We start from the raw sequence: 23,874 nt of genomic DNA, 5'->3' as shown, positions 1-23,874 counted from the left end.
TTCGCTGCCGATCAGCAAATTGTTTCAAAACTTGACTGGATTTCCCTTCCGGTGCGATATTGATAGTTAGCAAACTAACAGTGTGCGAATGCTCCCGTGCCCCAGACCCTCGACGCCCTTCAAATGAACATCAGCAGTGCCATGGTGGTGGCCGCGCGGCATTGGCGAAAAATCTGCCAGACCACGCTGGTCAATTTTGGTATCTCCGAAGCCTGTGCAGTCCCGTTGCTGATGATCGGGCGCCTGGGTGAGGGCGTGCGCCAGGTGACCGTGGCCCAGGCCGCGGGGATGGAGAGTCCTTCGCTGGTGCGCCTGCTCGATCAGTTGTGCCATGCCGGGTATGTCTGCCGGACCGAAGATGCCTATGACCGGCGCGCCAAATGCCTGAGCCTGACCGATGCCGGTCGCGAACTGGTGCAGGCAGTGGAGGTGGAGTTGGTGCGCCTGCGCCGCGAGGTGCTCCAGGGGATCGATCCGGCGGACCTGGAAGCGGCGCTGCGGGTGATTCGCGCGTTCGAGACCGCCGAGCAGGCCGCGGTGAGCCCATCTTGAGCGGATTTTTTTCTGGCATGCCGCCAGCTCGCGACTGGTTCTACGGGGTGCGGACGTTCTCGGCGTCGATGATTGCGCTGTACATCGCCATGCTCATGCAGATGCCTCGGCCGTACTGGGCGATGGCCACGGTCTACATCGTTTCCAGCCCGTTTGTCGGGCCTACCAGTTCCAAGGCCCTGTACCGTGCCATCGGTACCTTTACCGGCGCGGCGGCGGCCTTGCTGTTCGTGCCGATGTTTGTGCAGAGCCCCTATGTGCTGGTGGTGGTCATTGCGTTGTGGACCGGCACCCTGTTGTTCCTCTCCATGCACCTGCGTACCGCCAACAGCTACGCGCTGATGCTCGCCGGTTACACCTTGCCGCTGATCGCCCTGCCGGTGGTGGATAACCCGCTGGCGGTGTGGGATGTGGCAGAGGCACGTACCGAGGAAATCTTTCTCGGCATTGTCTGCGCGGCGGTGGTGGGCAGTCTGTTCTGGCCCCGGCGCCTGGCCCCGGTGTTCGATGACGCGGTGAGCAAGTGGTTCGGTAGCGCCGTGACCTACAGCCAGCGCTTCCTCAGTCGTGAGGTCGAGCCTGGGGAAATCAGCGCGCTGCAGGCTTCGATGGTGGCCACCTTCAATTCCCTGGAGCTGATGATCGGCCAACTGCCCCACGAAGGGGCCCGGCCGCAAACCGTGCGCAACATCAAGGAATTGCGCGGGCGAATGATCCACCTGCTGCCGGTGATCGATGCCCTGGACGATGCGCTGTACGCCTTGCAGCGACGTACCCCGGAGTGGGTCGAGCGGTTTACCCCGATCCTCACCGCATCCCTGCAATGGCTCCAATACAGCGATGCCTCGGTCGAGCGCTGGGAGGCCTTGCGCGCGCAACTGCAGGCCCTGCAACCCAACGCCGAAGCCCTGGATGATCGCAAGCAACTGCTGTTTTCCAATGCGCTGTACCGCCTGGGCGAGTGGATCGACCTGTGGCAGGACCTGCGCAGCCTGCAATACGCGATTCACACCGACAACCAGGACAACTGGCGGGCGGTGTACCGGCATTGGCGTCTCGGTCGCCTGACGCCCTTCCTCGACCGGGGGCTGATGCTGTACTCGGCGACCTCCACCGTGCTGGCGATCATCGTGGCCTCGGTGCTGTGGATTGCGCTGGGCTGGTCCGACGGCGGCAGCGCGGTGATCCTCGCGGCGGTGGCGTGCAGCTTCTTTGCGGCGATGGACGACCCGGCGCCACAGATCTACCGGTTCTTTTTCTGGACCGCATTGTCAGTGGTGTTCGCCAGCCTCTACCTGTTCCTGATCCTGCCCAACCTGCATGACTTCCCGATGCTGGTGCTGGCGTTCGCCGTGCCCTACATCGTCGTCGGTACCCTGACGGTGCAGCCGGCGTTTTACCTGGGCATGCTGCTGACCATCGTCAACACCTCGTCGTTCATCAGCCTGCAAGGCGCCTACGACGCGGACTTCCTGAGCTTCGTCAACTCCAACCTGGCCGGCCCCATCGGCTTGTTGTTTGCCTTTGTCTGGACCCTGGTGGCGCGGCCATTCGGTTCGGAGCTGGCGGCCAAGCGCCTGACCCGCTTCAGTTGGCACGACATCGTCGGCATGACGGAGCCGGCCAACCTGGCCGAAAGCCGCAAGCTGGGGGTGCAAATGCTCGACCGCCTGATGCAGCACCTGCCACGCCTGGCCATCACCGGCCAGGACACCGGCATCGCCCTGCGCGAAGTGCGGGTGGGGCTCAACCTGCTGGACATCCTGGCCTACGCGCCACGGGTGCTGGGAGTGCCCAATGTGCTGTTGCGCCAGGTGGTGGCCGAGGTCGGCGAGTACTTCAAGGCGTGCCTGAAGGCCGGCGAACGCTTGCCGGCGCCCGCCTCGTTGCAGATGACCATGGACCGCGCCCGGCGCGCGCTCAATGGCCAGGGCCTGCAAGGCGACGATGACACCCGCCTGAACCTGTTGCATGCCCTCAGTGGCTTGCGCCTGGCGCTGCTGCCGGGCGTGGAATTCCTCGGCGCGGGCGAGCAGGAAGAACCGCTACCCCATGGCATTGATGGAGCGCCTCTATGATCGGTGACCTGGACGTCAGCGGGGTATTCCTGCCCACCCTGCTGGTGCTGATGGGCATTACCTATGTGTTGTACCTGCTGGTGCACGGGGTGCTGACGCGCCTGCACTTTTATCGCCTGGTCTGGCACCGGGCGTTGTTCAACGTGGGTCTGTACGCCTTGCTGCTCGGCGCCGTGGATTCACTCAGTCGATACCTGATGACATGAAAAAACCTTTTTTGACCCTCGGCCGTGTGGTGTTGACCCTGCTGATCGTGACGCTGGCCGCGTTCGTGGTGTGGCGCATGGTGGCGTACTACATGTTTGCCCCATGGACCCGTGACGGCCACATTCGCGCCGACATCGTGCAGATCGCCCCGGACGTTTCCGGGCTGATCCAGCAGGTCGACGTGCGCGACAACCAGCCGGTCAAGCGCGGCCAGGTGTTGTTCGCCATTGATCCGGACCGCTTCAAGCTGGCGCTGCGCCAGGCCAAGGCGGCTGTTGCCGACCGTCAGGAAACCCTGGCCCAGGCCCAGCGCGAAGCCAAGCGCAACCGCGGCCTGGGCAACCTGGTGCCGGCTGAGCAGCTGGAAGAAAGCCAGTCGCGCGTGGCCCGTGCCGAGGTGGCGCTGATGGAGGCCCAGGTTGCGGTGGACAGTGCCCAGCTCAATCTCGACCGCTCGGTGATCCGCAGCCCCGTCGACGGTTACGTCAACGACCGCGCGCCACGGGTGCAGGAGTTCGTCACGGCCGGGCGCCCGGTGTTGTCGGTGGTCGACGGCAACTCGTTCCACATCGACGGTTATTTTGAAGAGACCAAGTTGGGTGGCATTCATGTTGGCCAGCGCGTCGACATCCGGGTGATCGGTGACAACGCGCGCCTGCGTGGGCACGTCGAAAGCATCGTCGCCGGGATCGAGGACCGCGACCGCAGCAGCGGCGCCAACCTGCTGCCCAACGTCAACCCTGCGTTCAGCTGGGTGCGGCTGGCCCAGCGGATTCCCGTGCGCATTGCCTTTGACGAGGTGCCAGAGGACTTCCGCATGATCGCCGGGCGTACCGCCACCGTGTCGATCATCGCCGACCAGCCCGCCCAGGAGCCGGCCCAATGAAGGCGGCTGGCGGATTGGTCACGGTGGGCCTGGGCCTGCTGCTGTCGGCCTGCCAGGTGGTTGGCCCGGATTACCAGGTGCCCAAGGACGCGGCGGTGCAGCGTGCGGACTTGCAGGGCGAGCTGCCGATAGACGCTCACAACGTGGTGTCGGCGCCCGTACCGGCGGATTGGTGGCGCCTGTACCGGGACCCGCGCCTGGATCAGTTGGTGCAACAGGCCATGGCCTCCAACACCGACTTGCGGGTGGCGGCGGCCAACCTGTCCCGTGCCCGTACGCAAGTCGAGCAGGCCGAATCGGCCGGTGGCTGGAGTGGCGGGGTCAAGCTTGGCGCCCAACGCTTGCAGGAATCCGGGGAAGCTTTCTTGTTGCCGGAAAAAGTCCCGGTGGCCAACGTCGGTGACGTGGCCCTGACCACGTCCTATCAGTTCGATCTGTTCGGCACCTTGCAGCGCGGTATCGAAGCGGCCAAGGCCAATGCCGATGCCACCCAGGCGGCGGCCGATACGGCGCGCATCACCGTGGTCGCCGATGTGGTGCGTGCCTACACCCAGGTGTGCGCGGCCAACGAAGAGCGCGAGATCGCCGAGCATTCCCTCGAGCTGCAAAGCCAGAGCACCCAGTTGATCCAGCGCCTGCGCGATGCCGGGCGCGGCGACGAAACCCAGGTCACCCGCTCGTTGACCCAGTTCAAGTCCTTGCGCGCGGAAATGCCGCGCTATGAAGCGGCGCGCCAGGCCGGATTGTTCCGCCTGTCGATGCTGCTGGCCAAGCCGGTGGACCAGTTGCCGGCCGGCACTGCCAGTTGCCATGAACTGCCCAGGATCGCCCAACTGCTGCCGGTGGGCGACGGTGCCACCCTGCTCAAGCGGCGGCCGGACGTGCGCCAGGCCGAGCGCCGGCTAGCGGCGGCGACCGCGGAGATTGGCGTGGCCACCGGTCAGTTGTACCCGGACATCAGCATCGGGGCGACCGTCGGCACCGTCGGCATCCTCGATCACCTGGGCGAGTCCCAGACCAATCGCTGGGGCTTCGGCCCGTTGCTGACCTGGAGCGTGCCGACCAACGGTGCCCGGGCACGGGTGCATGAGGCCGAAGCGGTGAGCCAGGGGGCACTGGCGCACTTCGACGGCGTGGTGCTCAATGCCATTCGCGAAACCCAGACCGGCCTCACGCAGTACGCTGCGCTGTTGCAGCGCCGCGATGCCCTGGCCGACGCCGAGCAGTCGGCGCAAGTGGCGGCCGACCAGACACACCGCTTCTTCCAGGCCGGTCGGGCATCGTTCCTCGCCGACCTGCAAGCCACCCGCACCTACACCGACGTACGGGCGCAAGTGGCCCTGGCCAACACCCAGGTTGCCATGAGCCAGATCGATCTGTTCCTGGCCCTGGGCGGCGGCTGGGAAAGCGGACGAACGCAAGCGGCAAAACCGACGAAACCCTGAGGCCGTTGCTATGCTTTGACATGTCGGATCCACGCGGGCGGGTCCGGTGATCAAGGCTCGCACAGGTCATGGGGATTCCAATAATGAAAAACCCTTATGCTCCCGGCTTCTGGTGCGCGATCGTCGCACTGGTACTGCTGTCTGCAACCTACTTTTATGGCGTCATGCTGACTCACCAGCTCGACAAGGCGCTGCTCTTTCTCGACAGTGCCAGCGCGATGATCGGCGTGCTGTCGATCGCGGTGGTCGCCTGGGCCTCGCTGCAAGGCCAGCGGATCAAGAAAAAACAACTCGAACAAGGCAAGACCCTGGTGCAGATCTGGGACACCAAGGTGGCGCTGCGCCGGGTCGAAACGGTGTTCGACCGGTATTTCTGGGGCAGCTACTGGCAGCCGGGCCGCACGTTCCAGGAAGTCATGGGCGAGCTGACCGGCACCCCGCTGGAAAAAAGCCTCGAAGCGCTCAAGGTGCAATGCCGGGCCCTCGACCAGCAGGTGACCGGAGAAGGCTGGCATTGGCTGAACAACGCCCGGGAACTGGCTGACGTCGCCACTGCCATGGCCCGTGAGCGTTACCAACTGGACGTCTGCGACCCACGTTTCGATTCACCCGACGGCACGGTGATCAATCGCGACTTCGAGGTGCTGGTGTACACCTGGACCGCGCGCCTGAAAAGTTTCGATCATCAGCTCGACGAGATGGAAATGGAATACTCCTGAGGTGCAAACCGCTCCTCAACGGGGCGGGCGTGGCCGCGCCTTGTCGTGGTCACTGGACACTCTTTAACCCTTATTCATTGGGTTGCCATCGACCGGTAATGCTAATCTGCTGCGCAATTTGAACGAAGTCGCGCCACGGCCTGTCATGGGTTCAGGGAAGACGACCCTTTCAACCACGGACAATGATCAGGTAATTCATGAATAAATCAGCAGGTGTGCTTCTTGGAATCGTAGTGGCCATGGGTGCAATCAGTGCCGGTGGCGCGTGGTACACCGGCACCAAGCTGGAAGGGGTATTGCAGACGTCCATCGCCGACGCCAACCAGCAGTTGCAAGCCGCCATGGTTGGCTCCAACGGCACCGCGACCCTGGAACTGGTGTCGCTGGATCGCCAGCTGTTCAGCAGCACCGCCCATTACCGCCTCAAGGGCCAGGGCGAGATGTTTGGCGAACACGCCGATGGCGTAGAACTGCTGTTCACCGACCGTATCGAACACGGCCCGCTGCCATTCTCCCGGCTGGTATCGCTGAAATGGCTGCCGGTCATGGCCACCAGTCATTACTCCCTGGAAAAAACCCCGCTGACCGCCAAATGGTTCGCCGCCACCAAGGACGTGTCGCCGCTCAAGGGTGTGATCAACCTTGGCTACGACCGTGCCGCCAGCGGCACCCTTGAGTTGGCGCCCGTCGACACGGTGCTCGACGACCAGTCGACGCTGAAGTTTTCCGGTCTCAACCTTGAGGTCTCGGCCAGCGCCGAAGCCCAGAAGGTCAAGGCCAACGGCTACATGGACAGCCTGACGCTGACCAGCGTCGCCGAGGACCAGTCGCCGGTCAAAGTCGAGATCAACGGCCTGACCCTGGCCAGCAACCTGACCAAAAGCAGCTACGGCTATTACCTGGGCGATAACACCGTCGAGGTCAGCAGCAGCAAAACCACCTTTGGTGACAAGCAGGCGGTGCTGCACCTGAAGAAACTGGAAATGAAGACCGCCACCAGCGAATCCGGGAGCAACGCGGCGGGCCGTGCCGACTACAAGATTGCCGAGATCACCCTCAACGACAAGGCGCTCGGCTCGGCCAAAATGGCCTGGAGCATGAAGAACCTCGACATCCCGTCGACGCTGTCGCTGGTGCAGATCTATCAAACCAAACTGCAGCCGTACGAAGAGGCTGCCGCCGCCGCTGCCGAGGCCGGGCAACCCGTGCCGGAGCTGAAACTGAGCGAAGCCGAGGAAACCCAGGTCAAGGCCGACCTGGAAAAACTGCTGGCCGCCCAGCCACAAATCGCCCTGGAAAATCTCTCGTTCACCACCGCCAACGGTGAAAGCAAGGTCAGCCTGGTGCTCGACCTTACCAAGCCGAAGTCGATGGACCAGCCGAGCGACCAAGTGGTGCGCGAGCTGATTGCCCTGCTGGACTTCAACCTGCAGGTCTCCAAGCCGATGATCACGGACCTGGTCAGTGTGCAGGCCCTGGTCGACGGCCAGACAGACGCCAAGGCCATTGCCGAAGAAGCCCTGGCCACCAGCGATATGTTCAGCAGCATGGCGGTTGGCACCCAACTGGCGACGCTGGAAGGCGACAACATCGTGTCCAAGCTGCACTACGCCAATAACCAGGTGGAGTTCAACGGCCAGAAAATGACCGTCGAACAGTTTGTCGCCTTCGTCATGAGCAAGCTGGGCGCCACGGGCGAACTTCAGTAAATCAGCGTCACCGCCAACGCAAAACACCCGGCCTGCACTGACCCAGGGCCGGGTTGCCTGCCGCTGCTACGGCACTGGGGCGCACAGGGATTGGCGTCGACCAGTGAAAGCGCGCACTATCGAGGCAAATCCTGGCGAGTTGGAGGCCAGCTGTGACACAACGTATCGACCGCATTGCCCAATTGCTCAATTGCCCGGTCAAGGGCGAAGAAATGCGCCGGGCAATTACTGAAGCCCGCAAGGACTCTCTGCTGGATGACGATGAAGAGGATGACGACGAGTCATCCTGCGAGTCGGACGCTGGCGATGATCCCGATCCCCAGGCTTGAGCCCTACCACCAGCCGCGATTGTTCTCCAGTTCGGACCGACATTGCTTGAGTTGCCAGCCGTAGTTTTTCGCCTGCTGCTCGACCTTGCGCGCCACCTGCATCAGCCAGGGTTTTTGCAGGTAGCTCTGGCGGCTGAACCCGCCGCGCCCCTCATGGTAGGCCAGGTACTGGCTGTAGGTGTCCCACTTGGAAATCCCCAACTGGCGCTGAGTGCCGGCGGCGTACCAGCCAACAAACATCACCGCGTCGTCAAAATTGTCCCGCGAGCCGCCATTGCCGGTGGCGCTCTTGTACTCGCCCCACACCGGATCCTGCGCCTGGGCATAGCCATAGGCCGAGCTGACCCGACCCCAGGGAATCACCCACAGGAAATAGTCGCGAGGGGGCAGGGCGTCCTCCACGAAGCTGCTTTCCTGCTTGATGATCGCCATCGCCACATGAGGCGGCAGGCCCCAGGCTTGCTCCATCTTCAGCGTGTCTTCATACCAGTCGGGGTACTGGCGGTAGATGCTGCAAATGTTGCCCTGGTCCCGCGGCGGCGTGGTCGAACAGCCGGCCAGCAAGGTCAGGGCCATGAGTACTGCGAAAAACCGTCCGTGCAAAAATCACTCAATTGGCGCTTAGCCAATCCTTCTTGGTTGAAAGGTGTCTGATTCACCATCATGTTCTGGTTCAGGCGCGATGATTGCCTGGCCCCTTGGCAAGTCTGGCGATGGCCAATCATAACCGCCTGATAGACGCTATGATGACTCCCCCTGCATACAAGTGCATTTACAGCCCCAGTCAATGAGACCTCAATGTCCAATCCATTGAACCCGCCATGCCAGGGTCGGCGGCAGCTTTTGCGGCTGGCGGCGTGTGCTCCGGTGTTGGCCTTGCTCGGTCCGCTGGCAGGCTGCTCACGCAAGCCGCAGATGGACGCCACTTTCCTGCAGATCTGGAAAAGCCACGCCGAACTCAGTCGCGATCAGTGGGCCACGCGCATGGCGGCCATGGCTGAGCTGGGCTGCGCTGAGCTGGTGCTGCAATGGGTCGGGCTGCTGGGCGGGGACGAGCCGGACTGGATGCTGCCGGACCCGGTGATGCAGAACCTGCTGGACACCGCCGGCGAGCACGGAATGAAAGTGCGCATCGGCCTGCCTTACGACAATGGCTGGTGGAAGGCGTTGTCGGCGACCGACCAGTCGACCCAGGCGGCATTCTTCAGCGGGTCGTTGCAGGGGGCGAGTCGCTACATGCGCGAGGCGCCGTGGTCCGCCCATGAACAGTTTGCCGGCTGGTACATCCCCTACGAGATCGAGCAGTACCACTGGACCGAACCCGCCCGCCAGGAGCGGCTGGGCAAATGGCTGACGGCCTTGTCGGGGGTGTCGCAGAACGCCGGCCATGGCGTCCCGGCCATTTCCACCTACTACAGCACCCTGCAGACCGACGGCAGCCTGGTGCAACTGTGGCAATCGCTGCTGTCGCGCACCCAACTGCGGCCCATGGTGCAGGATGGCGTGGGCGTGGCGGGCTGGAACAACCTCAAGGCGATCGAGCCGCTGTTGCAGTACCTGCGCCAGCGTGGGGTGAAGTTCGAGGTGATTGTCGAATTGTTCGAGCAACTGCCGTCAGCGCGTAACGACGGCACGGACTTCAAGGCCGTCTCTGCGGACTACCCTCGGGTCCAGCGCCAGCTGGAGTGGGCCCAGACCACGGGCGCGGAACGCATCATCGCGTTTGCCGTCGACCCCTGGGCGACCGGCACCGACCCTCAGGCGCAACGCTTGCGCCAGCAGTGGCTCAAGGCGCGCTCCTGAGGTGGGCGCTATCCGGATTCAGAGTGAGCGCCCGATAATCTCGCGCATGATTTCGCTGGTGCCACCGAAGATCCGCAGAGCCCGTGCATCGGCCCAGGCGCGGCCAATGCCGTACTCGGCGCTGTAGCCATAGCCGCCATACAACTGCAGCAACTCATCGAGAATCTGCCCCTGCATTTCAGTGGCATTGAGCTTGGCCATGGCTGCGATCACCGGGTCCAGGTTGCCCTCCATCAGCTTCAGCGCGCAGTCGTCGAGAAATACCCGCAGCATGGTCAGGCGTGCCTTGGCATCGGCCAGGACAAAGCGGTTGTTCTGGTAGTCGATGACGCGCTTGCCGAACACCTTGCGACCCCGGGTGTATTCCTTGGTCTGTTCCAGCATGCCCTCGGTCGACGCTGCGGCCCGCAGGGCGATGGCCAGGCGCTCACGGGACAGTTCGTGGCTCATGTATTCGAAGCCGGCATTCAGCTCGCCGAGCAGGCAATCCACCGGCACCCGCACTTCATCGAAGAACAGCTCGCAGGTGTCCTGGGCGTGCTGGCCGATCTTGCGCATGGCCGGGCCCTTGCTGAAACCGGGCAGGCCTTCTTCGACACAGAACAGCGACAGGCCGCGGGCGCCCAGTTCGGGGTCGGTGCAGGCCAGGACGATCACCAGGCCGGCGTTGACCCCGTTGGTGATGAAGGTCTTCTGCCCGCTGAGCACAAAGTCCTCGCCATCGCGTACCGCGCGGGTGCGGATCGCCTTGACGTCGCTGCCGGCGCCGGGCTCGGTCATGGCAATCGCGCCGATGACCTCGCCGCTGGCCATCGCCGGTAGCCAGCGGTCTTTCTGTGCCTGGGTGCCGAGATTCCAGAGATAAGGCGAGACCATGTCCGAGTGAATCGAGAAGCCGATACCCAGGCAATTGGCCCGCGCCAGTTCCTCGATGACCACCACGGCGTGGCCGAAGTCACCGTCGGCGCCATAGGGGGCCGGCAGCGCTGAATTGAGCAGGCCTTGCTCGCCAGCATCACGCCACAGTTCCCGCGGGGTCACCCCGGCGGTTTCCCATTGGTCGTAGCGCGGCAGGATGCGCTCGGCGATGAAGCGTTGCACCTGGTCGCGGAACTGCAGGTGGTCTTCGCGGAATATCGTGCGCATGGGGAGGCCTATTTCGCGTAGAGGTCGGTGCTGCTCAGTTGCCCGCGCAGCACGGGGGCCGTGGCGCTGCCGGTGAGGAACAGGCTGTAGTGATCGCCGGGCTTGAGTTGTGGCAACGCCAGTTTCTCGGCCGTGGCCTTGCCGCAGCCGGCGCTCAGTGATGCGCTCACCGGGTTGATGGCTCGCGCGGTGGTGCTGTGGGCGGCGACATCGGCAAACAGTACCGGGCCGCCGTCAGCCACGGCCAGGCTGCCTTTGGGGCAATCGCTCGCCAGGTTGTAGAAGCGCAGTTCGGCTTTGAGGGCGTCATCGCTGCCGGCGCTGTCGTCCAGCACCTGCAACTTGCCGTCTTGCGGCACCAGGGTGTTGAAGCTGTCCGGCGCCACTTGCAGTTGGCCGGCGGGTTTGCCGTCGAGGGTCACGCTGAAGGTTTCGTTGCCCTTGACGATGGCATAGCTGCTGGCCAATTGGCTTGGGCCGATCGCTTGCACGGTACCGTTGCTGATTTGCACCTTGAGGCTGTCGGCGCTCGGGTTGACCACCCGGACAAAGGCCGAGCCCGCGGGAGGACGGGGGGCGTACAGCTGGGCCAGGACGCCTTCGGCCATGGCCGGACCTGCCAGGCAAGTGCCCAGCAGCAGGGTGGCGCGAAGGGTAAGGGCACGCGGGTTCATGGTTGCTCCTTGGTGGGTTTCATGCGCGTTTCCCGGTATTGGGATTCCAGGCGCTTGCGGTCGACCTTGTCGGACACGTTGGTGGGGAACAGTCCGCAGGCCACCAGCTCCGAGGGCACCATGTAGTGCGGCAGGCGTTCGCCGAGGGCTTGTTTCCAGTTGTGCAACTGCTCCGGCAAGGGGCCGATCACTCCCGGCGCCAGGGTCTCGGGGGAGGAGACGAAGCCGATCATGCGCACCAGGCTGCCATCGGGACGGCGCAGGGCAATGGTGGCGGCCGCGTGGACGCCAGGCAGGCTGGCCAGCGCGGCATCGATTTCACCCAGCTCGATGCGGTAGCCGTTGAGCTTGATCTGGTCGTCGCGCCGGCCATGGAAGTACACCAGGCCCTGCTCGTCGATTTCGCCAATGTCGCCGGTGCGATAGGCGCGCTTGCCGTTGTGCAGGAACAGGCTCTTGGCGGTCAGGTCGGGTCGTCCGAGGTAGCCACGCATGACGTGGTCGCCGGCGATGCAGATCTCCCCATCGTCGAGGAACACCTCGGCATAAGGCTTGGCACGGCCGATCGACAGCGGATTGCGTGCGCCGTCCAGGGGGCGCTTGATTTCCACCCAGGTGGTCGAGCAGGTCGCTTCGGTCGGGCCATAGGAGTTGATGATGCGCGCGTCGGGAAAGCGCGCCCAGAGCTGCTCGGCCATGGCCGGCGACAGCGACTCGGCGCCGAACACGAAGACCCCCAGCTGTGGCAGGTGGGCCTGGTTGAAATCGTCATTGAGGAACTGCTGGCGGACGAAGGCCGGCGTCGAGGCCCAGACCTGCACCCCGGTATCGGCCAGGTAACGCACGAAGGCGTCGGGCGCGGCAATGGTCTCCCGTGGGCAGAGGACGCAGGCGCCACCCAGGGCCAGGGCGCCACACAGGTCGAACAGCGAGAAGTCGAAGCTGAACAGCATCTGGTTCATGAACGCCGGACGCGGACCCAGTGCCAGGCAGTCGCGGATCCAGCTGGCGAACAGTGCGACGCTGTCGCGACCGATCTGTACGCCCTTGGGTTCGCCCGTACTGCCCGAGGTGAACATGATGTAGGCGATGCCCGGCTCCGCCAGCGGCGCGCAGACGGCGGCGCCGTCTTCGAAACGATTGAGGGTGGCGTTGTAGCACCGGGCGGCGGCGACCCGTTCGGTGATCAGCTTCAGGCGCTCAGGTGGGTTGATGCTGTCGACGGGCACGTAGGTGATGCCCAGGCGCAGGCAGCCGAGCATGGCCACCACAAACTCGATCTCCTTGTGTCCGCTGATCACCAGCGCGTGGCCCGGCAGCACGCCAGCCGCCAGTGCGCGCGCCTGCCAGGCATCGGTGGCTGCCAGCAACCCGGCCCAACTGATCTGGCGCTGGGCGTCGCTCAGCGCGGGCGCCGTGGTGGCCTGATCCTGTTCGGCGAAATCACATCGATCAAAGTCAAAATACATACAGCCCCCTGAGTATTGAGGGACGGCGCGGGCCGTCAGGCTTTCTGGTTGTCCTCGACAAAGGCGGCCAGCGCGTTGACCGACTCCAGGTGTTCTTCGATTTCGGTCGGTGGAACCTTGCAACCGAAGGCGGCCTGCACGGCCAGCACGATATCCACGGCCGTCAGCGAGTCGACCATGCCGGACTCGATCAGCAGATCGTCCGGCTCAACAGTGGTCTGGATAACGTTGGCGACGATCTCGCCGAGTTTGGCTACGAGTGCTGCATTGGGTGTGCTCACGAGGTCATGCTCCGCTAGTCATTGATCAGAATTGGAAGTACAGGAAGCGCGCTTCCTTGTGCAGGTTCATCAGGCACAGGAACAGCAACGCGGCCAGGATTACCAGCCATTTGAACGTTGGAGCCCAGCGCAGGAATGCCGGTCCGGTCGGCTGCGCCTTGGCCAGTGCCGGCGAGAACGTGCCCATGATCTGGTGCGAGTTGGGCAGGAACCAGACCACGCACAGCAGGGCGATGATATGGAAGATATCAAGGTGGCGGCCCATGAACATCCGCCAGGCGTCGCCCCAGGCAATCTGCGCCGGATACACCACGTTCGGCAGGCTGTCGAACCCGCGCAGACCCAGCATGCCCTCTACCAGCCGCAGCGCATCCTGGGTGTCGGCTGCGCGGAAGAACGCCTGGGCGATGATCACCACGGCGAAGGTCAACAGGACGTAGCCGGCTTCCTTGAGGCGGTTGTTCTTGCGCTCGGCAACCGGTGTGCGGCCCACCACGAAGATGCGCCAGGCGTGGTTGATCGACAGGTAGGCAGCGTGCATCAAGCCGAAGATCAGGTACTGCAACCCGGCGCCGTGCCAGATGCCGGCCAGGCCCATGGTGAAGGCGGTCGGCAGGACGATCGTGGCCGCAAACCCGCCCAGGCTCGACACGCCCTGGGTGCCCACCGGCAAGTTGCGTTGGGTGCGGTAGCGCGACACCGCCATGGCCACCGGATAGTAGAGGTAGGCCGTCAGGTAGCGGGTCAGGGTCATGTGCCAGCGCGCCCAGAATTCGATGATGCTGCTGGCCTTGTACGGCGAGTTGAAGTTCAGCGGGAAACGGATGCCGAACATCTTCGCCAGCCCCAGGGCCATGTCCGAGTAGCCGGAAAAGTCGAAGTACAGCTGCAGCGCATAGGCCAGGCCCGTGCCCCAGGCGGCCCAGAACTGCAGCTCGCCGGGTTGGGCGAAGCCGGCATCGGCATAGGGCGCGATCGGGTCGGCCAACAGCACTTTCTTGGCCAGGCCGATGACGAACAGCATGCCGCCGACACTGAGGTTCTCGGCGTTGAAGCGGTAGGTTTCGCGCTTGGCGAACTGCGGCATCATTTCCTTGTGATGCAGGATCGGCCCGGCGATCAGGTGCGGGAAGAAGGTGACGAACAGCACGTAGCTGAGCAGGCTGCGTTCCTTGACGATGCCGGCGCGGCAATCGAGGAGGAAGCCGATCTGGGTGAAGGTGAAGAACGAGATGCCCAGCGGCAGGATGATGTCGTCCAGGCGACCGCTGCCAAACCCCCAGTCATGGGCGAAGTTCATCAGGGTGACGAAGTACTTGTAGTGGATCAGCAGGGCGATGTCCGCCGCCACCCCGATTGTGGCCACCGCCAGTTGCAGGCGCGGGCGGTGGGCGGTGCTGAGAATGACCTGGCTGATCGCATAGTTGAAGGCGATCGAGCCGATCAGCAGCATCACAAATTGCGGGTTCCACCAGCCGTAGAACACCAGCGAGGTGATGCACAACCACACCGCGGCCATGCGCGGGCTGATGGCGCTGAACAGGTAGTGGGCCGCCAGGGTGACCGGTAGAAACAGAAAGAGGAAAAGATAGGAGTTAAAGAGCATGGTCGTCCTGTTGCTTCGGCAATGTGGCCAGCACGGCGCGTTCGTCGGCCGTCAGCGGCAGGGATAGGGCCATCTCGGAAAACTCCCAAATGACCAGCTTGAGGCTGGAAGGCCATTTGTCGCGTTTTTTCAGGGCGGCGAGCAACGCACCGGAGAACTGGCCGCCGTCCATGCTCTGGTTCCACACCTGGCGCCCCAGGGTCATCCCCAGGCGTTCGGCAAACTCGCTGCGCCGACCGTTGGAGCTACCGGCCAGCAGCACTTCCACAGGCGGCGTGTCATCCAGCAGGCCGCCACTGCGCAGCGGCTCGATACTCACCGGCTGCGCCATGTCGAGAGCGGGGCGCCAGGCCGGGCTGGCCTTTTCCAGGCCGGCCAGGCTGATCAGGTCGCCCATGCGCGGCACGGCGGTGCCGGGGGGCGAGACGTTGAACGCCTGGCTGCCCTTGCTGCCCAGCAACGCCACGGCCTGGGCCCCGACCACTTCGGCGGCCGCTTGAGCGCCGACTGCCGTCATGTGGACATCCGTGTGGAAAAAGCGCGGCTCGTTGCCTTGGGCCAGTGCGGGATACAGGTCGCTGTGGGGCACGCCGGCCTGTGCCAGGCGGGTTTGCCAACCCTGCAGGCGAGCCTGCAGTTGGGCGCTTTGTTGCAGGCCGCACAGGCCTTCGGTCTGCACCCGCGACTTGTCCGGCACCGTCACCACCAGCACTTGCAGGCCGTGCGCGCGCAGGTCGCCGACCCAGTGCTGCATCAGGCGCACCCGGGCTTCATAGGCGTCGTGTACCCCGGGTTGTGCGCGCAGGCCATCGCGATAGAACAACCAGTTCGGACAGCCCTGGACCACCTGCGCACCCAGGTCACCGAAGAAGCGATAACGTACCGCCGAGCTGAGGGTGTCGGCCTCGTCCTGCAGCGGCAGTTTCATCACGTGCCCCAGCACCTGCCCGGCCGAACCGTCGACCCAGGCCGAGGGCTTGAGTTGCCCTGGTTCGAGCTTGGCGTGCAGCAGCATCCAGATGCCGACCGCCTGCCCGACCACTAACAGGCCGATGATCGCGGCAGCGCTCATGCGGTGCGAGACCGGCTTTTGCTCGTTTGCCATCGATCAGCGTCCCAGTGCGCCATGCAGGCGTTGGCGCCAGGCGCTGTCGCTCATGATCGAGGCGTTGTCCCACATGCCCGACGCTTGCGGGCCGTAGGCATAACTGGGCTCGAACATTTGCCACACCAGCACCTGGGGTGGGTTTTTCTTGAAATCGGCTGATTCCAGGTATTCCAGGAGCATGGTCCAGTGGCCGATGTTGCCCGGCTTCCAGTTCACCGACACCGGGCGGTCGAGGGCATTGGACAGTTTCTGCGGGAAGCCGAAGTACGGCTGCACCATGCTGTGCCCGGTGACATGCACCGGTGCCGGTGTGGCATCCAGCAGGCCGCCGGTGGTGTCCTGGCGGCGCACGACAAAGGTTTCGCGGCCGGTGGCCTTGCGTTGCTCTTCGGTCAGGAAGCGCTCGGCGAGGTCGCCATAGCGGCGTTCCTTGAACTCACTGCCCAGGGCCATGCCGGTGCCGGGATTGCCCTTGAGGTTCGGCACGTCGCGCTTGATCTGCTCGGCGGTGGCCACGGCGGTGGCGTCGGCGGCCGGCTGGGTCCAGTGCTGGTCGGTGCGGTAGAACACGTCCTTGCCCGAGTTTTTCAGTTGGCTCAGTACGGCGGCGTCGTCGAACGTCGAGATACCCGCCTGCTTGAGCTTGCCGAGAATCGTCTGGTAGCGCTGTTTGACTGGCGGGCTCAGGGCTTTGTCGGCCGGCAGCTTGTCCTGATAGAACAGGGTCTTGTCCGGCAGCAGCAGTACCTGCAATTGCACGCCTCGGGCGGCCAGGGCCTGGCGTGCATCGTTGATCAGCGCGGTGTTGGCGTCGATGGCCTTGGTATCGACCACCGTCAGGCTGCCCCAGCCGGGAAACAACCAGCCGTCGCTGCCGCGAATCACCAGCGTGGAGTCTTCGGCGTGCGCGCCGGCCATCGACAGAGCCAGCGTCATGCCGAGCAGGGGGGCGCCCAGGCGTTTGAGTGGGTGGGTGACCAGGCGTGCAAGTGACATGGCAAAGGTCCTTATGACGAGTGGGCTCAATAGGAAAAAATCAGGTTCATGAACAGCCCTTTGGCCCGTTCCGTAGCACCGCCGCCAATCGGGTAGCGGTACTGCATGGACCAACTCAGGGAGGAGCGTGGAGCGTTGTAGTGGTCTTCGCGGAACCAGTAGCGAACCGCGACGCCGGGGCCGACCCCCATGGACCAGGAGGTGGCGTCATTGGTCAGTGACCAGTCCTGGCTGACGTTGCTCAGGTCGATCTGATCGTTCTTGCCGAAATCCAGGCCGGTGGCCTGGTCCTTCTGCCAGATCCAGTCCACGGCCCCGACGATGTGCGGGAACACCACCACGTTGGGCCCCAGTTGGTCGAATCGCAGGCTGCGGCCGACCCGCACTTCGCTGCTGGCGAACACTTGCTGGCGCTTGAGTTGGCCATCGGTCTTGGCCAGTTGCCGGGTACGGCTGCCCTGGCTGTCCACGTCATAGGCGGTGAAGGTCGCGTCGTTGTCTTCCCAGGCGTAACCCAGCTGTGCGTAGCCATCCATGGTGAACCAGTTGGATTCATTGGTGCGCAGCTCGGTGCCTTTGTAGAACCCGTAGGTGATGTACGAGAGCCAGCCGCCCGCATCGCTGTCGAGTTGATAGCGGGTGAGCATGCCGTTGATTGCCGGACTGTTGGTGGCCGCGTTGGCTTCGTTCTGCTGCTGGATCGCATTCTGGATCGCGCATTGATCGCCGCGCTTGGACGGGTAGACGGTGCCCTCGCGGGTCGCCGAACCGAGGAAAAACCGGCGCTCCAGGCCAAAGGTAAAGCCGGTGTCGGCCAGCATATAGCGCACCCCCAGCGATCCGATGGTGCTCGGGAAGCCGCTGGTGGTACTTGAGCCGTTGGTTCGGTCATTGCTGTCGCGGTTGTCGAGGGTCGTCCTGCCACTGCAGGGGTCGACGAACTGGCTGGACTCGAACTCGCTGCCCTCGTCATACAGGGTGTTGGTCAGCCGTCCGTAGACTTCGAGAATGCCGTTCTGGTCATTGAACTGGGTTGGCCGCCAGTACAGTTCGGAGGTGCTGAAAACCGAATCACCCGCGGTACTCAAGCCGGCACCGCTGCTGTTGGTGGTGGGCTGTGCCCCACGGTAGCCAAGCGACACGGTCGCGCCCCATTCACGGTCCATCCCGGCAATCGCGCCACGGGTGTTGTAGCGCTGCTGGTCATCCAGTTCGAGCTGGTTGGCGTCGGCCATGTCGATGGCTTTCTTGAGTTTTTTCACGGCCCCTGGGTTGTCGCCCATGGCCGACTGGGCATAGGCCTCGTTGAGGATCACCGTGGGCGGTGCCTTGCCGGTGGCCCGTGCGGCGCTGAAGTCCTGGAGCGCGAGGTCCGGCTGGCGATTGCGCTGGCGCACGTAGCCGCGCTGCATGAACAGGTCGGCGTCGTTTGGCGAGGCGGCGAGGGCGCGGGTCAGGCGCTGCTCGGCCTCGGCGGTCTGGGCCGCGTTGCCCGAGGCCAGGGATGTGGTCAGCAGGCGCTGGTAGTCGGGGTTGTCCGGTGCTTGTTCCACGGCCAGGCGCGATTGCTTGATCGCTTCCTGGTAGTCCTGCCGGCCATAGGCGGCATAGGCTTCGGTGGCAGGGCCGGCCGGACCGGTGACTTGATCGGAGGGCAACAATTCGCACTGGGTGCCATAGGGTGTGTCATGGCACGACTGGGCGGGCGCGGGGTAAAGCGTGGTGGTCAGCTTGGCCGCGGGTTTGTTGTCCTCGGCGAGGATTTCCCGGCGCTTGAGCACGGCTTCGTCGGCGGCGTCCAATGGCCCGAGCAGTTGTTCGGCGCGGGCCGTGTCACCGGAGGCCAGCGCCCCGTCGATCGCGATCAGGCGCACGTTGCGCCGTTGATCGTCGTCGAGCCAGTCCTGGGCGATGGCCTCGTCGAAGTCGCCACGCGCCGCGTCTTTCTTGCCCTGGAGCTGGCGCAGGTAGGCACGCATCACCAGCATCACGGTGTTTTCGTCGTTCTGTTCCAGGGCCTCGGTGGCCGCCTGCTCGGCGGCGGCGGGCTGTTTATCCTGGAGCAGTGCGGTGACCAGCAGCAGGCGCTGGCTGTCGAGGTCCGGCGCGAGGTTCACGGCCTCGCGGGCCAGCCTGGATGCTTCGGCGGGCTGGTTGGTGATCAGTGCCTGGTAGGCCAGTTGGGTTGGCCGGACCGCCATGCGCCGCTTCAACATGGCGCGGCGGGCCTCGATGTCACTTTTGTTCGGCGGGTTCAGGGCGATCACCTGGTCGGCCGCGCTCACTGCCTCGGGCCATTTTTCCTGGGCCTCCAGCGCGTCGAGCCAAAGCAGTGCCCACGCGCCCTGGCTGGGGTCGGCGCGGAAGGCTTGCTCGCCATCCCGGGCGGCGGCGGGCATGTCGCCGGCGTTGTAGGCGGCATACCCCTTGGTCGCCAGCGGGAAACCGCGCTGATAGGCCGCCGACGGTCCTCGGCCGGTGGCGGCGGCTGCCTGGGGTTGCAGGTTTTTCACGGTGGCGCGCAGCGCCGGGTCGTCTACGCCGCGTTTGATTGCCGCCTGTGCGGCCTGGCGGGCCTGCGTGATGCGTCCGAGTTTTTGCAGGGTATAGACCTGCAGCAGATTCAGGCGCACGACCTCGGGCCGCAGTTTCAGCGCGGCATTCACCTGCTCCAGCGCATCGCGGTAACGGCCGGCCTGGTAACTCTTGTACGCCAGGTCCGCCTGTTGCCAGGCCTCGCCCTCCAGGGGCGCTTCATAGGCGGCGGCCGACACCGGCAGCGGCAGGAGCGTCGAGCTGCAGAGCAACGCTGCGGTGAGCACAAGTAAGCGCGAAGTAGGGGTCATGGCGTCTCTGAGGAGCGTTGTTCAGTGGGGCTGGCAGCCGTTGGCTGACCCGTGTCGTTCTGGAAGGAGATCGCTTCGCTCAGGGTGGCCTGGTCGAGGTAGCCATGTTCGAGCAGGATCTGCCCCAAGGGCTTGTGCTCGGCGGCCTGGGCTTGCAGTGCCTTGTTCAGGGACTCCTGGTCGATCGCTCGCCAGGACATCAACAGATCCCCCAGGCGCAGGCGTTGCTGGACCAGTTGGTCGGCGGACGGGAAGTCGTGCATGGTCTTGTCCCAGACCAGTGGCTTGCCAAGGAACAGGTGGCCCAGGTACAGGCGCCAGGCGCGTGCGGCGGCCATGGCATTGATGAAGTTGCCGATGATCATCCGGGGCGCCGACAGCAGTGCGTGTTCCCAGCCATACAGGCGGCCGACAAAATACCCGCGCTGCAGCACCCGCAGGCTCAACAGGATGCCGTTGGCCCACATCAACTGCATCAGCCCGCTGTGGGGGCTGAACACCGAGGGGTAGTAGGTCGTCCACCAGTCCATCGAGGTCATCACCATGAACAGCAGATGCTGGGCGAGCAGGATGTAGGCAACAATCGCCACAAAGGAGGTGACCAGGCCTTTGCGGTCGCGAAACAACAGGTACTTGGTGGCCAGCGAGCCTTCCCAGCCGACCTGGCTCCAGCCCTGCAGGCCGATACCCAGGGTCCAGCGGGCCTTCTGCCGATAGGCGGTGCGGAAGGTGTCGGGGAAGTATTCGCGTACACCGAGGGGCATGTGTATCGCGACCATGTTCGCTTCGCCTTGGCCGAACCACTTGGCGCGTTTGGCGATGTAGTCGACCGGGAACTTGCCGAAGATCTGCTTCATGCCGCGCCGCGCCAGCCGCGCACCGATGTCGTAGTCCTCGGTGAGGGTGGCGGTGTTGAACGGCTGGTTGTTGGTTTCTGCCGAGAGCTGGAGCAGGGCCTTGCGCGAGAAACAGGTGCCGACGCCCGCTGAGGGGACCATTTTCGACATACTTTCCCGCACCACCAGGTCCTTGGTGTGCCACTCGGCGAATTCATCCATGTAGGTGCCGGCCACCAACTCATACCAGTCCCGTTCCAGGGACGTGACTGGCAGCTGGATGAAGTCGATTCGCGGCAGCAGGTAGTTGAAGTAGTGCAGCTCCAGGTGGTGCAGCACGTCTTCGCTGTCATGCAGGACGACCCCGGCAAACGGCTCGGGCTGGCGCAGGTCCTGGGCGAAGATCGCCTGGATGATCCAGTTGAGGCAGTCGGCCTTGCAGGTCGGGCCATCGTGGGGGACTTCGACGCGGATCAACTGTTTGTAGCGCCGGCGCATGCGTTCCACTTCTTCAATGGTGCGTGCGTCGTTGCAGTAGGTGCCGACGAAGATGTAGTAGTTCTTGTACTCCAGGGAGCCGACCATGTTCTCGAGCATCGGCGCGATCACGTCGTACTCGAGCCAGGCCGGGATCATGATCGCCAGCGGTTGCTCGCGCTTGGAGCGCAGTTGTTCGGCCGTCAGCGCCTTGTAGCGGCGCTTGACCATCAGCGAACGGTACGCCTGGCGTGCCCAGTACCAGCCATCGATGAACAGGTCATCGAGGCTGGAGAACATGATCAGCACGCCCACGATGACCGTCACGATCTCCAGGATGTGATAGTAGTCCGCAAGCAGATACGGCAGGTAGAGCGAGGACATGAGCTGTTCCCCAGGTCGTTACAAGCCTTTTTTCTTTTTGTGGCGACGCGCCAGAACACCCAGTACCAGCAAGCCGAGCAGGGCTGCAGCAAGCATCGGCAGGGCCCACGCCAGGTACTTGCGCCACTCATGGAACGGCGTTTCACCAAGGCCCATCGATGCGATCAGGCCAGGCTCGGAGGTATCGACCCAGGTCAGCGGACCCTCCACACCCAGCACCACGGCATTGCCCTGGTTGAATACGAACGGCACCCCGGGTGTCAACACTGGGTCGCCGAGGGCATACCAGATCACCCCATGCTGGCTGTTCGAATCGACCACCGAGGCTGCGCTCAGCGGTTGTGGGCCCGTCAGGTCGAGCAGGCGCTTGTCGTCACCACCGGCACGCAGGCGCTGCAGGTCTTTGACATCGATCAGCGGCTTGGCCCCTTCCAGCGGCACATCCAGTGACAGGAACGGCTTGCTTGGCTTGAACGGCTGGCTGCTGTCGGCCAGGGTCAGTTCGGCATTGACCGGTGATATCGACGCGGCGCTGGCCAGGCGAATGATCTGGCGCAGGTTGGCCGCCGGGGTATCGAGGACGGTCTTGGGCACGATCACCTGTGCGTTGCCTGCCAGCAATGGCAGCAGGCCGACGAAGGTGCCGTCCGGCTCGGCATCGGAGGAGCGCAGGTAGCTGCTCGGCAACACATTGACCGGATACCCCTGGGGGATTTCGGCGCAGTTGGGCGAGACCGGTTGGCGCTGGAAACGTACCTGCAGGTTGTTGGTCACCCCCAGGGCATAGCCTGGGACGCGGGCGGTCAGGCGCTCGGGCTTGCCGTCGGCCCTCAGTTGCTTGGCGCTGAGCAGGACCCCGTTCCACAGCACCGAAGCCACCGGCAGGGTGATCGACGCACCGGGTGCGGCGGCCACATCCAGGATCAGCTCGCCTGGCATCCGGCCCTGGACGGCCACCGCGCTCAGTGGGAATACGGCATTCCACTCGCCACGGGTCACCACATCAAACGCGGTGGTCGAGCCACCGAGCGTGCCGACCCGCAATTCGCGGTCGCTGCCTTCCCCGGTTTCACCGGCCTGGTGAATGGTTGCCTCGGAGGAAACAAGCACGTTGCGCCAATGTGAGTCGAACACGCCGGCGGCCTTGGCCCCGGCGTCGGCGGCCACGCTGATCACGGCCTGATGGCCGAGGCTGGCCAGTTGAATCTGCTGGCTGCCGGGGACTTTCTGGGCGGCGCTGGCATGCCGGCCACGCCACTCTCCCAGGGCCTTGACCGCGTCGTCATCGTTCTGCAATTGATCGCGCAGGGCATCCAGTGCGGCGTTGATCTGGCCGACCAGCGCGGCGTCGGCGATGGCCAGGTCAGCCCGGGTCGCAGGGGCGTCGAGCACCAGCAAGGCACCCACCTCGGCGGCGCTGGCCAGGGTGTGGCGGTCTTTGCCGGTCAGCGCGGAGAACGGCGCGACGCTGCTCAAGGCTGCAGGCATGTTCAGTTGATCGACGGCAACCACGTCACCCACGGCTGGGAAGGCCTTGACCTGAGCCCGTTTGGCATTGCGTTCCAGGGCCACGCCCAGGCGCCAGGCGCTGTCGAAGCTCGCGTGCTCCAGCTTGCCGGCGGCGATCAGGATCACCGGTTTGCCTGGCAGCGTGCTCCAGGCATCGGCCAGGGTGTTCAGGCCGCGCATCGAATAGCGATACGTCAGCGCGGTGTCGGGCGACAGGGTCAGCACATTGCTGCTCTGGCGAGTGGGTTCGCACAAGTGTTGGCCGCTGGGCGAACTCCAGTCGATGGTGAAATCGACAAACCCGGACGCATGGCGCCGGGCTTCGACTGGCAGTATCCGGGCCAGGTCTCCGGCACGCTCGGTCACGCTCTGGGCATACAGCGGGCGCCCGTCGACGGACAGGCGCAGAGCGGCGGGTGCCGCTTCGCCCTTGATGAAATTGCCCTGGATGTTGATCGAAGCCGCATCCAGTGCAACGCCTTTGGGCACGGGCAGGAAGAACGACTGGTGGTTGTCGCTTTCCTGCAGCACCACCGGGTTGGTGATGCCCATGTCGGCCAGCGAAACGCTGCGTTGCACCCAGTCGTCCTGGGCCAGTGTGCGCAACGCATCGCTGCCTGGCGACGCCATGGCGAACAGCGGCGCGGCCAAAGGCGCGACGAGTACGACCTGCTTGAGGAGGGTGAGGCACTGCTGGCGATTCGAGAGAGTATTCATGCGTGGTTATCGGCCGCATCTGAAAAGTGAAAGTTCACGACTGCCCTGCACATTCACGGCCTCGGGGAGGTGCGTGAGTGCTGGTCAGGCGAAGTAC

At 64.3% G+C, this 23,874-nt stretch carries 19 protein-coding genes and 1 pseudogene; 9 read left to right on the top strand and 11 right to left on the bottom strand.

All coding sequences use genetic code 11. From position 1 onward, the window contains the following. Positions 1-123 precede the first annotated feature (123 nt). The 8 genes from Q1W70_RS09370 to Q1W70_RS09335 all read left to right on the top strand — a co-directional run bounded on the left by Q1W70_RS09370 (position 124) and on the right by Q1W70_RS09335 (position 7,925). A complete protein-coding gene (locus tag Q1W70_RS09370) occupies positions 124-552 on the top strand; it encodes a MarR family winged helix-turn-helix transcriptional regulator (RefSeq protein WP_166592253.1) in 429 nt (142 codons plus the stop codon). Continuing rightward, on the top strand, positions 549-2,630 hold the full coding sequence (locus Q1W70_RS09365; protein ID WP_182343009.1) for an FUSC family protein: 2,082 nt from the start codon (positions 549-551) through the stop codon (positions 2,628-2,630). Before Q1W70_RS09370 ends, Q1W70_RS09365 begins: the two co-directional genes overlap by 4 nt. Continuing rightward, a complete protein-coding gene (locus Q1W70_RS09360; RefSeq protein ID WP_093426042.1) occupies positions 2,627-2,836 on the top strand; it encodes a DUF1656 domain-containing protein in 210 nt (69 codons plus the stop codon). Before Q1W70_RS09365 ends, Q1W70_RS09360 begins: the two co-directional genes overlap by 4 nt. Further along, positions 2,833-3,723 carry an efflux RND transporter periplasmic adaptor subunit gene (locus Q1W70_RS09355; protein WP_166592238.1) on the top strand — a complete coding sequence of 297 codons (891 nt, stop codon included), beginning with the start codon at positions 2,833-2,835 and terminating at the stop codon, positions 3,721-3,723. Before Q1W70_RS09360 ends, Q1W70_RS09355 begins: the two co-directional genes overlap by 4 nt. Continuing rightward, positions 3,720-5,168 carry an efflux transporter outer membrane subunit gene (locus Q1W70_RS09350; protein WP_166592237.1) on the top strand — a complete coding sequence of 483 codons (1,449 nt, stop codon included), beginning with the start codon at positions 3,720-3,722 and terminating at the stop codon, positions 5,166-5,168. Before Q1W70_RS09355 ends, Q1W70_RS09350 begins: the two co-directional genes overlap by 4 nt. An 83-nt stretch (positions 5,169-5,251) precedes the next feature. Then, a complete protein-coding gene (locus Q1W70_RS09345) occupies positions 5,252-5,887 on the top strand; it encodes an NADH:ubiquinone oxidoreductase subunit N (protein WP_166592236.1) in 636 nt (211 codons plus the stop codon). 197 nt (positions 5,888-6,084) lie between these two features. Next, positions 6,085-7,596: a YdgA family protein gene (locus tag Q1W70_RS09340; protein ID WP_166592235.1), complete on the top strand. Its 1,512-nt coding sequence runs from the start codon at positions 6,085-6,087 to the stop codon at positions 7,594-7,596. Positions 7,597-7,748: 152 nt separating this feature from the next. Next, positions 7,749-7,925 carry a hypothetical protein gene (locus Q1W70_RS09335; RefSeq protein ID WP_182343013.1) on the top strand — a complete coding sequence of 59 codons (177 nt, stop codon included), beginning with the start codon at positions 7,749-7,751 and terminating at the stop codon, positions 7,923-7,925. A gap of 3 nt (positions 7,926-7,928) precedes the next feature. Here the strand turns inward: Q1W70_RS09335 and Q1W70_RS09330 are convergent, their stop codons facing one another. Next, positions 7,929-8,501: a transglycosylase SLT domain-containing protein gene (locus Q1W70_RS09330; protein WP_166592233.1), complete on the bottom strand. Its 573-nt coding sequence runs from the start codon at positions 8,499-8,501 to the stop codon at positions 7,929-7,931. A gap of 222 nt (positions 8,502-8,723) precedes the next feature. Between Q1W70_RS09330 and Q1W70_RS09325 the strand changes: the two genes are divergently transcribed. After that, positions 8,724-9,728, top strand: a complete 1,005-nt coding sequence (locus Q1W70_RS09325) for a DUF4434 domain-containing protein (protein WP_182343015.1) — start codon at positions 8,724-8,726, stop codon at positions 9,726-9,728. Positions 9,729-9,746: 18 nt separating this feature from the next. Here Q1W70_RS09325 and Q1W70_RS09320 read toward each other — a convergent pair whose 3' ends face one another. The 10 genes and pseudogenes from Q1W70_RS09320 to Q1W70_RS09275 all read right to left on the bottom strand — a co-directional run bounded on the left by Q1W70_RS09320 (position 9,747) and on the right by Q1W70_RS09275 (position 23,777). Then, positions 9,747-10,874, bottom strand: a complete 1,128-nt coding sequence (locus Q1W70_RS09320; protein WP_302098791.1) for an acyl-CoA dehydrogenase family protein — start codon at positions 10,872-10,874, stop codon at positions 9,747-9,749. A gap of 8 nt (positions 10,875-10,882) precedes the next feature. Beyond that, positions 10,883-11,548, bottom strand: coding sequence for an alginate O-acetyltransferase AlgF (locus tag Q1W70_RS09315; RefSeq protein WP_182343020.1), 666 nt, complete (start codon positions 11,546-11,548; stop codon positions 10,883-10,885). Further along, the gene (locus Q1W70_RS09310; RefSeq protein WP_166592229.1) at positions 11,545-13,017 is read right to left on the bottom strand and encodes an AMP-binding protein; all 1,473 of its coding nucleotides are present in this window, start codon (positions 13,015-13,017) and stop codon (positions 11,545-11,547) included. Before Q1W70_RS09310 ends, Q1W70_RS09315 begins: the two co-directional genes overlap by 4 nt. A gap of 35 nt (positions 13,018-13,052) precedes the next feature. Then, positions 13,053-13,298 carry an acyl carrier protein gene (locus Q1W70_RS09305; protein ID WP_166592228.1) on the bottom strand — a complete coding sequence of 82 codons (246 nt, stop codon included), beginning with the start codon at positions 13,296-13,298 and terminating at the stop codon, positions 13,053-13,055. Between the two features lie 25 nt (positions 13,299-13,323). Further along, a complete protein-coding gene (locus tag Q1W70_RS09300; RefSeq protein ID WP_166592227.1) occupies positions 13,324-14,904 on the bottom strand; it encodes an MBOAT family O-acyltransferase in 1,581 nt (526 codons plus the stop codon). Next, positions 14,894-16,009, bottom strand: a complete 1,116-nt coding sequence (locus tag Q1W70_RS09295) for an alginate O-acetyltransferase AlgX-related protein (RefSeq protein ID WP_166592226.1) — start codon at positions 16,007-16,009, stop codon at positions 14,894-14,896. Before Q1W70_RS09295 ends, Q1W70_RS09300 begins: the two co-directional genes overlap by 11 nt. A 3-nt stretch (positions 16,010-16,012) precedes the next feature. Continuing rightward, complete coding sequence (locus Q1W70_RS09290; protein ID WP_265537037.1) at positions 16,013-17,008, bottom strand: alginate O-acetyltransferase AlgX-related protein; 996 nt, start codon at positions 17,006-17,008, stop codon at positions 16,013-16,015. 26 nt (positions 17,009-17,034) lie between these two features. Then, entirely contained in the window at positions 17,035-19,854 is a 2,820-nt protein-coding gene (locus Q1W70_RS09285; RefSeq protein ID WP_302098790.1) for an NfrA family protein, read from the bottom strand. Positions 19,855-19,907: 53 nt separating this feature from the next. Further along, positions 19,908-21,551: pseudogene (locus Q1W70_RS09280) on the bottom strand (glycosyl transferase family protein); the annotation flags it as partial. Between the two features lie 18 nt (positions 21,552-21,569). Further along, on the bottom strand, positions 21,570-23,777 hold the full coding sequence (locus tag Q1W70_RS09275; RefSeq protein WP_166592222.1) for a hypothetical protein: 2,208 nt from the start codon (positions 23,775-23,777) through the stop codon (positions 21,570-21,572). Positions 23,778-23,874 lie beyond the last annotated feature (97 nt).

The organism is Pseudomonas kielensis (assembly GCF_030505375.1).
GTDB lineage: Bacteria > Pseudomonadota > Gammaproteobacteria > Pseudomonadales > Pseudomonadaceae > Aquipseudomonas > Aquipseudomonas kielensis.
Note: the sequence above shows the minus strand (reverse complement) of the source record. Positions and strands in the feature narration are given on the sequence as shown.